This window comes from Paraburkholderia sp. (genome assembly GCF_035501035.1).
Lineage (GTDB): Bacteria > Pseudomonadota > Gammaproteobacteria > Burkholderiales > Burkholderiaceae > Paraburkholderia.
The window spans coordinates 1-9,905 of the sequence record NZ_DATJWR010000063.1; the positions used below are offsets into that span (position 1 = coordinate 1).

Here is a 9,905-nt window from a genome sequence, read left to right on the forward strand (position 1 = left end):
CCAGGGTGCGCTTCTTCACCTTGTTGCCGTCGCGGTAAGACTCACGCAGCAGGATGGCGGGCGGCGAGTTGCGGTTGGGGACGTGTTCGATATACATGAACACTAATTCAAGCACAAAATCCGAGAATTGCAATATAAAAATACTAATTTACATGGCTACATGATAGCCCCAAAAAATCGCCGAAACCCAGCATTGATGCGGATTCCGGCTATTTGAGCAGGCAAAGCGTGGGCTAGGCGACTCAGGACTCTCGACAACGAAAAAGCCGGCCATGGGCCGGCTTTTTTGCGTCCATTCGCGTCTGAACAACACGAACAAAACTTTCCACGCTATCACCGATTCCCGATAAAGCAAAATGCGTCCCATCGGAAAATGAAGCATAACGTGTCCAGGTGGCCACTTTATGCTTAACGGCACAGAATACGCTGGAGTTCTATGGAATAACGAATGGTGGGCCGGGTCGGGTTCGAACCGACGACGGGATTTCTCCGGCGGATTATGAGTCCGCTGCCTGCAACCAACACGGCGTCCGGCCCACGAGCTGCAACGTCGAGCAACAACGAAGCGCATCAACAAAAAAGCCCGGTCTATCCAAAGGCCGGGCTTTTCGATGACAGGCCGACATACTACACGAAAGCAGGCCGGCCTGGTCATCTTGCACGCGACTTCCATGCATTAAAGACGAACGGAGATCAATTCCCTTCGAGGAACGACTTCAGTTTGTCCGAACGGCTTGGGTGGCGCAGCTTGCGCAGCGCCTTCGCTTCGATCTGGCGAATCCGCTCGCGCGTCACGTCGAATTGCTTGCCCACTTCTTCGAGCGTGTGATCGGTGCTCATCTCGATGCCGAAGCGCATGCGCAGCACCTTCGCCTCGCGCGGCGTGAGCGAGTCGAGCACGTCCTTCACGACGTCGCGCATTGATGCGTGCAGCGCGGCGTCCGCGGGCGCGACCGTGTTGTTGTCCTCGATGAAGTCGCCCAGATGCGAGTCGTCGTCGTCGCCGATCGGCGTTTCCATGGAGATCGGTTCCTTCGCGATCTTCATGATCTTGCGGATCTTGTCCTCCGGCATCTCCATCTTCTCGGCGAGCGTGGCCGGATCCGGCTCGAGACCGGTTTCCTGCAGGATCTGCCGCGAGATGCGGTTCATCTTGTTGATCGTCTCGATCATGTGAACCGGAATGCGGATCGTACGCGCCTGGTCCGCGATCGAGCGCGTGATGGCCTGGCGGATCCACCACGTCGCATAGGTCGAGAACTTGTAGCCGCGGCGATATTCGAACTTGTCCACCGCCTTCATCAGGCCGATGTTGCCTTCCTGGATCAGGTCGAGGAACTGCAGGCCACGGTTCGTGTACTTCTTCGCAATCGAGATCACGAGACGCAGGTTAGCCTCGGTCATCTCGCGTTTTGCCTGGCGCGCCTTCAGTTCGCCGGCCGCCATCTGGCGGTTGGTTTCCTTCAGGTCCTTGAGCGGCAGCACCACGCGCGCCTGCAGATCGAGCAGGCGCTGCTGCTGCTCGCGGATCGCCGGAATGTTACGCGAGAGAATACCGCTGTAAGCGTGGCTCTCGCCGACGATCTTCTCGGCCCACTCGAGGTCGGTTTCATTGCCCGGGAAGCGCGCGATGAACTCCGAGCGCGGCATGCCGCACTTGTCCACGACCGTGTGCAGGATCTGGCGCTCGACCTGGCGCACTTCGTCCACCTGCGCGCGCAGCGTATCGCACAGACGTTCGACGGTGCGCGCCGTGAAGCGGATCGACATCAGCTCGTTCTGGATCGTTTCCTGCGCCTTGAGGTAGGACTTCGACTTGTAGCCTTCCTTCTCGAACGCGCGGCGCATCTTGTCGAACCATTCGCTGATGAGGGCGAACTTCTCGAGCGAGGCGCGCTTGAGGGCTTCGAGCTGCGCCGCATTGGCCGTCGCCTGCGCCGCGCCGTCGTCCTCTTCCTCCTCCTCTTCTTCTTCCTCTTCCGCTTCGTCCTCTTCGGCCTCGTTCTCGATCTCTTCCGCGTCCTTTGCGTTGAAGCCGTCGGTGTCTTCGGCGTTCGGATCGATCAGGCCATCGACTAGCTCGTCCACGCGGATCTCGTCGTTCGCCACGCGCTCAGCCATGGCGAGGATGTCGGCGATGGTGGTCGGGCAAGCGGAGATCGCCATGACCATGTGCTTCAGGCCGTCTTCGATGCGCTTGGCGATCTCGATTTCGCCTTCGCGCGTGAGCAGTTCGACCGTGCCCATCTCGCGCATATACATACGCACCGGGTCGGTCGTGCGGCCGAATTCGGAGTCGACGGTCGAGAGCGCGACTTCCGCCTCCTCTTCCACTTCGTCGTCCGAAGAAGCGTTGGGCGCATTGTCGTTGAGCAGCAGCGTCTCGGCATCGGGGGCCTGCTCGTAGACGGCCACGCCCATGTCGTTGAACGTGCTGATAATGCCTTCGATCGCCTCGGTCTCGGTGAAGTTGTCCGGGAGGTGATCGTTGATTTCCGCATACGTGAGGAAGCCGCGCTCCTTGCCGAGCTTGATGAGCGCACGCAGTTTCGTGCGGCGCTCCTCGAGTTCCTCGACGGTGCCGGGCTGCGACGACGCGAACGCGTCCTTCAGTAGCGCCTTTTCCTTCGCTCGCCGGTCGCGTGCACGCGTCTTTTCACCCTTGCCCGCGGCGGGCGTGCTTTCTTCGCTCTGGTTTGCGTCGTCATCGACGGGTACTTCATTCAGCTTTTTCGTCATGGAGTTCGCCGTACCGGCTATAGTCTCGACTCGCGGCTGCTGGACAACAGCCTCTTGAACCGTGGATACTTGAGCCTCGCGCTCTGCCGCATCGTCCGCGACGGCAGGCACTTCCCTTGCACTTCTCGAACCAGACCGCTTCGTTGCCGGTTGGGTCGCGGCTTTCGCCGCACGTACAGGCACCGCTCGCGCAGCCGAAGCAGCCATCGACTTCTTCCGGGTAGCCGTTTCAGAACGGTTGGTGGACTCAGTGCCCGACGTCCGGGCGGAAGTGGCAACTCTGGCCTCTGTGACCTTGCTGGTCGGCTCCGTCGAGCCCTTGCCTGTCGCCTTTTTTCCGCCTGTAGTCTTTGCCATTGCCATTCCGCCCTTGCTGGATAACTGGACGCTCCCGGGCTACCCCAACCCAGGTTCCAACCCATCGCGCCCGCCCGGAAAAACAACAAAAAACAACAAAAAACCCGCTGAAAACCTGTAATTTTAGCACGCAGAGCAACAATCGCTCCGTACGGCCCTTCCCCTACAAACCGAGCTGACGCTTCATGTCAGCCCGTGTCTGATTCAGTGACATCAGTTCGGCGAGTTCCTCGGGCGTATGCCGCGACTGCCGCGAAAGCGCGTCCAGGCGCTCGCAGCAGGCGTCGTACCGCATCTTCAGGATCGCCGCTGTCAACTCTTCGCTCACGAGCCGCTCCTGCTCGCGCCGCTCCTCCACCGCGGAGCCATCTTCCGGATTTTTCATCAGCAAATCCCGAACGTTTTCATCATAGTCCAGAATTTCGCGAAAAATCTCCTCGAAGGTAGCAGCATTGGCCCCATTTCTCAGCAGGTCCGAAAGCAACTGAAACTCCGCCGATTCACCCAGCGCGCGGGCGTGAGTGGTCACTTCCTCGAATAACTCGCCGTGGCGCGTGAGTCCGATCAGCGCCTGTTCGGCTTCCTCGCCGAGCTGCACCACGATGCGCGGATGCATCACGAGGTTGCGCAGCGCCTTGCGCTCGATACCGGTCACGAGGTGCCGGTCCTTGCGCGCAGGCGCCCGGCGCGCGGCCTGAGCAATGCGCGCGTCGACTTCGCAAAGCGCGGCCACCTCCTCGAACGGCACGTCGAGGCGGTCCGCGAACATGTGCATGATCTGCGCGCGCAGCGCGTTCGCCGGCAGCGCCTGCAGCAGCGGCTTCGCGTCGAACAGCGCGCGGGCGCGCCCTTCCGGCTGGTCCAGCTCCTTGTCCGCCAGCACCTCGTTAAGCATGAACTGGGACAGCGGCATGGCCCGCTCGACCTGCTCCGAGAATGCCTCGGTGCCGAATTCGCGCACGTAGCTGTCCGGGTCGTGCTCCGGCGGCAGGAACAGGAAGCGGATCGTGCGGTTGTCGGCCGCGTGCGGCAGGCACGCGTCGAGCGCGCGCCGCGCCGCGCGGCGGCCCGCCGCGTCGCCGTCGAAGCTGAAGATCACGGTGTCGGTCTGACGCATGAGCTTCTGCACGTGGATCGGCGTGCACGCGGTGCCGAGCGTCGCCACGGCATTCTGGAAACCCAGCTGCGCGAGCGCGACAACGTCCATATACCCCTCGACCACCAGAACATAGCGCTGTTCCCGGATCGCGAGGCGCGCCTCGAACAACCCGTACAGTTCGCTGCCCTTGTTAAATAGCGGCGTTTCCGGCGAATTCAAATACTTGGGCTCGCCGCCGTCGAGCACGCGCCCGCCAAAACCGATCACCTGACCCTTCACGTTGCGGATCGGGAACATGACGCGGTCCCGGAAGCGGTCGTAGCGCCGCGCCTGGCCCTGCGCGTCCTGCTTTTCGCTGACGATGACGAGGCCCGCTTCGACCAGCGCGTCGTCACGGTAGTTGGTAAACGCGGTTTCGAGGTTCTGCCATCCGTCGGGCGCATAGCCCAGGCCGAAGCGCGCCGCGATCTCGCCCGTGAGGCCGCGCTTCTTGAGGTACTGGATGGCGTTGGTCGCGCTGCGCAGTTGCTTGCGGTAGTAGTCGCAGGCAGTCTGCATCACGTCGGAAAGCGCCGTGGTGACGGCCTTCGAGACAGCCGGCGCAAAGCCGCCACCGGCTCCCGTACCGCCACCACCGCCGCGCATGGACGAAGGCTCTTGCGGCACGGTCAGTCCGACCGACTGCGCGAGCTCGTTGACGGCCTCGGGGAAAGTCAGCCCCGCATGCTCCATGAGGAAGCCGATGGCGGTGCCATGCGCGCCGCACCCGAAGCAGTGATAGAACTGCTTCGTTGGGCTAACGGTGAAGGAAGGGCTCTTCTCGTTGTGGAACGGGCACAGGCCCATGAAGTTCGCGCCGCCCTTCTTGAGCTGCACGTAGCGACCCACCACGTCGACGATATCGACGCGGTTCAGGAGGTCCTGCAGGAACGAATGCGGAATCATCGAGACGAGCGCGCTCTGGCAGCCGGGGCTCGCGCGGCCCATGTCTGGGCCTGGCAGCGCTGCCCGGAGGCCGGGCCGGCGCCGCGCGCGAGCCGGTCGCCCTTACTTCGCGAGCGCGGCCTTGACGAGCCCGGAGACGGCCGTCATGTCGGCGCGGCCTGCGAGCTTGGGCTTGAGCACGCCCATCACCTTGCCCATGTCCTGTGGGCCGGCCGCGCCCACCTGGGCGACAGCGGTCTGCACTTCGGCGGCGATCTCGGCTTCCGAGAGCTGCGCGGGCATGTAGGCGGCAAGGACGGTCAGCTCGGCGGCTTCCTTCTCGACCAGGTCGGTGCGGCCCGCGGCCTCGAACTGGCTGATCGAATCTTTGCGCTGCTTGATCATCTTGTCGATGACGGCCGTGATGCCGGCGTCGTCGAGCGTCACGCGGTCGTCGACTTCACGTTGCTTGATTGCGGCGAGCAGCAGACGAATCGTGGCGAGGCGCTCGCTTTCGCGCGCGCGCATCGCGGCTTTCATGTCGTCGTTGATCTGGTCTTTGAGACTCATCACTCACCTGAAATGCGTTGGGGTTGCGGGAATTGCAAAGGACGACCTGGGGCGTCCGGGGCGGCGTGACCAACCGTCCAACTCGCGTCCAACTCGCCGAGCATCACAGGAATGCAAAAACCCGCCTGGAAACGCTTCCAGGCGGGTCGGCGCAAATTCGACATGGTTGCGACCACACCAGAGGGCAGCGGCGGCCGCGATACCACACGGAGCCGGCTGCCCACGTCGCCGCGATGTGCACGAACACGCGGCGGCGACGCCAGAATCAGTACAGCTTCTTCGGCAGCATCTGGCCGCGCAGGCGCTTGAAGTGGCGCTTCACCGCCGCTGCCTTCTTGCGCTTGCGTTCCGCCGTGGGCTTTTCGTAGAACTCACGCGCGCGAAGCTCGGTCAGAAGACCATTCTTCTCGATCGTGCGCTTGAAGCGGCGCATGGCGACTTCAAAGGGTTCGTTTTCTTTTACGCGGATGGTCGTCATTTTCCAATAACGGATCGGGGGTAAAGAGAGCCGAGTATAGCAGAGCGATTTGCACGAAGACAGATGATCGTCAGGCCTCGCGGGCCGCGGCCGCAAAGCCTGCGGCGGCCTCTCCAGCCGCGACGCCCGAGGCCCATGCCCACTGGAAGTTATAGCCGCCGAGCCAGCCCGTCACGTCCACTGCTTCACCCACGAAATAGAGGCCCGGCACGCGCTGGCTCATCATCGTCGCGGAGGAAAGCTCGCGCGTGTCCACCCCGCCGCGCGTGACTTCGGCCTTCTTGTAGCCTTCGGTGCCCGTGGGCGTCAGGGTCCACTGCGCGAGCCCTTCGCCGATCTTGCGCAGCGTTTTGTCGGGCAGATCGGCGAGGCGCGCATCGGCCTTCACCTCGTGCGTCTCGAGCCAAACGTGCGCGAGCCGCGCCGGCACCCATTCCGCGAGCAGGTTGCCGATCTGGCGCTTCGTCGCGCCCTTCGCCTCGATCAGCGCCGCCACCGGGTCGCGCTCGGGCAGCAGGTTCACGCGGATCGGCTGGCCAGGCTGCCAGAAGCTGGAAATCTGCAGCACACCGGGGCCGGAAAGGCCGCGGTGCGTGAACAGCAGGTCTTCGTCGAACGCGCCGCCCGTCTTGCGCTCGCCCGTCGCCACGTGCACTTCGAGCGACACGCCCGCAAGCGGCACATAGGGCGCCCACTCGTCCTGCGCGAACGTGAGCGGCACGAGCGCCGGGCGCATATCGATGAGCTTGTGTCCGAACTGCTTTGCGATGCGATACGCGAAGTCGGTCGCGCCGATCTTCGGGATCGACAGGCCGCCCGTCGCGATCACGAGCGCTTTTGCACGAATCTGGCCTTGCGGCGTACCAAGGGCGAAGCCCGCTCCGTCGGTGTGGCTCACGGCTTCGACCTGCAGCGGCCGGCGCCACGCCACACGGCCGGCGTCACATTCGGCGCGCAGCACTTCGATGATCGCCTCGCTCGACTGGTCGCAGAAAAGCTGGCCCTTGTGCTTTTCGTGCCAGGTCACGCGATGCTGGCGCAGCAACGCGAGGAAGTCGCGCGGTGTGTAACGCGCGAGCGCCGAGCGGCAGAAATGCGGGTTGTTCGAGAGATAGTTGGCCGGGCTCGCGTGCAGATTCGTGAAATTGCAGCGCCCGCCGCCCGAGATGCGGATTTTTTCCGCGAGCCGTGGCGCGTGATCGATCAGCACCACGCTGCGCCCCTGCTGACCGGCCACCGCCGCGCACATCATGCCGGCCGCCCCTGCGCCGATCACGGCGATGTCGAAAGATTCCATGGCGCGCATTCTACCTGCGCCGCAGCGGCGCTTGCCCACGCAAGGCGCACCTGGCTGCCGTCGGCCCGTTTCGACGCGCGCTGCTATACTTTCAAGTTCCCTTTAATTCTTGATTTAGCGGCGGTTTTTGCCTGTCTTTGGCTGGCAAGCGACCGTGGCCCGCCACACCATGCTCGTTCTCGGCATCGAAAGCTCCTGCGACGAAACCGGCCTCGCGCTCTACGACAGCGAGCGCGGCCTGCTCGCGCACGCGCTGCACTCGCAGATCGCCATGCACCGCGAGTACGGCGGCGTCGTGCCCGAACTGGCTTCGCGCGACCATATCCGCCGCGCGCTGCCGCTGCTCGAGGAAGTGCTCGCGAAGAGCGGCGCGGCGCGCAGCGACATCGACGCCATCGCCTTCACGCAAGGCCCCGGCCTCGCGGGCGCGCTGCTCGTGGGCGCGAGCATCGCCAATGCGCTCGCCATGGCGTGGAACCGGCCGACGGTCGGGATTCACCACCTCGAAGGGCATCTGCTTTCGCCGCTCCTGGTCGATGCGCCGCCGCCGTTTCCGTTCGTCGCGCTGCTGGTTTCGGGCGGCCACACGCAGTTGATGCGCGTGAGCGACGTGGGCGTCTACGAAACCCTGGGCGAAACACTCGACGATGCCGCCGGCGAGGCCTTCGACAAAACCGCCAAGCTGCTCGGCCTCGGCTACCCCGGTGGCCCCGAAGTGTCGCGGCTCGCGGAGTTCGGCACGCACGGCGCGATCGAACTGCCGCGCCCGATGCTACATTCGGGTGATCTCGACTTCAGCTTCAGCGGGCTGAAGACAGCGGTGCTCACGCACGTGAAAAAGCTCGGCCCGAACATCTGCGAACAGGGCAAGGCCGATATCGCGCGCGGCTTCGTCGACGCGGCCGTCGACGTGCTGGCCGCGAAGTCGATCGCGGCGCTCAAGCGCACGAAGATGAAGCGCCTCGTGGTGGCGGGCGGCGTGGGCGCAAACAAGCAGTTGCGCGAAACCCTCTCCGCCGCCGCGCAAAAGCGTGGCTTCGAGGTGCATTACCCGGACCTCTCGCTGTGCACCGACAACGGCGCGATGATCGCGCTCGCCGGCGCGCTGCGCCTCGCGCGCTGGCCCGAGCAGGCCACGCGCGATTACGCGTTCACGGTGAAGCCACGCTGGGATCTGACGTCGCTCGCGCAGCAGTAACGCCGCAACGCGCCAAAGATAAAGCCGCCCTCGGGCGGCTTTTTTACTGCGAGGCGGCGTGCCTGAATCAACCCGCCGCGCGCTTGTCGTGCTCGATGACGGCATAGGCGCTGTGATTGTGGATCGATTCGAAGTTCTCGGCTTCGAGCGTGTAGGCGATCACGCGCGCGTCGGCGTTCAGGCGCACGGCCACGTCGCGCACGAGATCTTCGACGAACTTCGGATTCTCGTACGCGCGCTCGGTCACGAACTTCTCGTCCGGACGCTTGAGCAGCCCCCACAGTTCGCACGACGCCTCTTCCTCGGCAATGCGAATGAGGTCTTCCACAGGCAGATCGCCGTCGAACTCGACGTCCATCGTCACGTGCGAGCGCTGGTTGTGCGCGCCATACTGCGAGATCTTCTTCGAGCACGGGCACAGGCTCGTGACCGGCACGAGCACCTTGAGGAAGAGGCGCGTCTCCCCGTTGCGCACGACGCCCGCGAGCGTCACTTCGTAGTCCAGCAGACTTTCCACACCCGAGACGGGCGCGACCTTCTTCACGAAGTACGGGAACGTCACTTCGATGCGGCCCGCCTGCGATTCGAGCTTCGCGAGCATCGAGGCCAGCATCGCGCGAAACGTCGCGGGCTCGAGCGGCGCCTTGTTCTCTTCGAGCAGCGCGACGAAGCGCGACATGTGCGTGCCCTTCTGGTCCGCCGGCAGATGAACGTCGAGATTCCACATGCCGACGCTCGGCTGGACGCCCGCACCCGTCTTCACCGTGAGCGGATGACGCACGGCCTTCACGCCCACGCGCTGGATCGCGATCTGACGGGTATCGACGGAACTCTGGACGTCCGGCATCACGAAGGCCGGGTTCATCTGATTCATGTTCTTATCCTCAAGCCGCGCCGAACGCGGCGCGCAAATGGCAAACGCCGGCATGAGCCGGCGCTGGCAGGCGGCAAGCCGGGTACTGGACCCGTCCCGCCGGTTCAAATGTGAAGTGGGCTACCGCGGCTCGCCTGTGGGCACGAGGCCCGGGCCAGCCGCGCCGCGAAACGCTAATCCACCTTAAGCGACGCGCATCACCGTCTTGCCGGACGCGTTCGCCGCACGATCGAGGAAGCGCTCGCGAATGGACTTCGCGATGCCTGCAGCGTCGAGGCCAACACTCGCCAGCAGCTTCGCCGGGTCACCGTGATCGATGAAGCGATCGGGGAGGCCCAATTGTAGTACGGGCTTGATAACCCCACTTTC

At 63.9% G+C, this 9,905-nt stretch carries 9 protein-coding genes and 1 tRNA gene; 2 read left to right on the forward strand and 8 right to left on the reverse strand.

Annotated features, from left to right (window positions below; all coding sequences use genetic code 11):
• Positions 1–449 precede the first annotated feature (449 nt).
• A tRNA-Ile gene (locus VMJ11_RS03805) sits at positions 450–537 on the reverse strand.
• A 156-nt stretch (positions 538–693) separates the two neighbouring features.
• A complete protein-coding gene (rpoD, locus tag VMJ11_RS03810; RefSeq protein ID WP_325617054.1) occupies positions 694–3,096 on the reverse strand; it encodes an RNA polymerase sigma factor RpoD in 2,403 nt (800 codons plus the stop codon).
• Here rpoD and VMJ11_RS03815 point away from each other — a divergent pair.
• Entirely contained in the window at positions 2,990–3,217 is a 228-nt protein-coding gene (locus VMJ11_RS03815; RefSeq protein ID WP_325617070.1) for a hypothetical protein, read from the forward strand. The genes rpoD and VMJ11_RS03815 overlap by 107 nt on opposite strands.
• A 42-nt stretch (positions 3,218–3,259) precedes the next feature.
• Here VMJ11_RS03815 and dnaG read toward each other — a convergent pair whose 3' ends face one another.
• From dnaG to VMJ11_RS03835, 4 genes are all read right to left on the reverse strand, one after another.
• Positions 3,260–5,140, reverse strand: coding sequence for a DNA primase (dnaG, locus tag VMJ11_RS03820; protein ID WP_325617066.1), 1,881 nt, complete (start codon positions 5,138–5,140; stop codon positions 3,260–3,262).
• Positions 5,141–5,242: 102 nt separating this feature from the next.
• Positions 5,243–5,689, reverse strand: coding sequence for a GatB/YqeY domain-containing protein (locus tag VMJ11_RS03825; protein ID WP_325617056.1), 447 nt, complete (start codon positions 5,687–5,689; stop codon positions 5,243–5,245).
• A gap of 265 nt (positions 5,690–5,954) precedes the next feature.
• A complete protein-coding gene (rpsU, locus tag VMJ11_RS03830; RefSeq protein WP_237575346.1) occupies positions 5,955–6,167 on the reverse strand; it encodes a 30S ribosomal protein S21 in 213 nt (70 codons plus the stop codon).
• Between the two features lie 70 nt (positions 6,168–6,237).
• On the reverse strand, positions 6,238–7,464 hold the full coding sequence (locus tag VMJ11_RS03835; RefSeq protein ID WP_325617060.1) for an NAD(P)/FAD-dependent oxidoreductase: 1,227 nt from the start codon (positions 7,462–7,464) through the stop codon (positions 6,238–6,240).
• A gap of 169 nt (positions 7,465–7,633) precedes the next feature.
• On the opposite strand from VMJ11_RS03835, the gene tsaD reads away from it, so the two are divergent.
• Positions 7,634–8,662: a tRNA (adenosine(37)-N6)-threonylcarbamoyltransferase complex transferase subunit TsaD gene (gene tsaD / locus VMJ11_RS03840; RefSeq protein WP_325617068.1), complete on the forward strand. Its 1,029-nt coding sequence runs from the start codon at positions 7,634–7,636 to the stop codon at positions 8,660–8,662.
• 67 nt (positions 8,663–8,729) lie between these two features.
• Here the strand turns inward: tsaD and folE2 are convergent, their stop codons facing one another.
• Both folE2 and VMJ11_RS03850 read right to left on the reverse strand, forming a co-directional pair.
• Positions 8,730–9,536 carry a GTP cyclohydrolase FolE2 gene (folE2, locus tag VMJ11_RS03845; protein WP_325617062.1) on the reverse strand — a complete coding sequence of 269 codons (807 nt, stop codon included), beginning with the start codon at positions 9,534–9,536 and terminating at the stop codon, positions 8,730–8,732.
• Positions 9,537–9,719: 183 nt separating this feature from the next.
• Positions 9,720–9,905, reverse strand: a 186-nt coding sequence (locus VMJ11_RS03850; RefSeq protein ID WP_325617064.1) for a hypothetical protein, incomplete at its 5' end; no start/stop codon positions are given.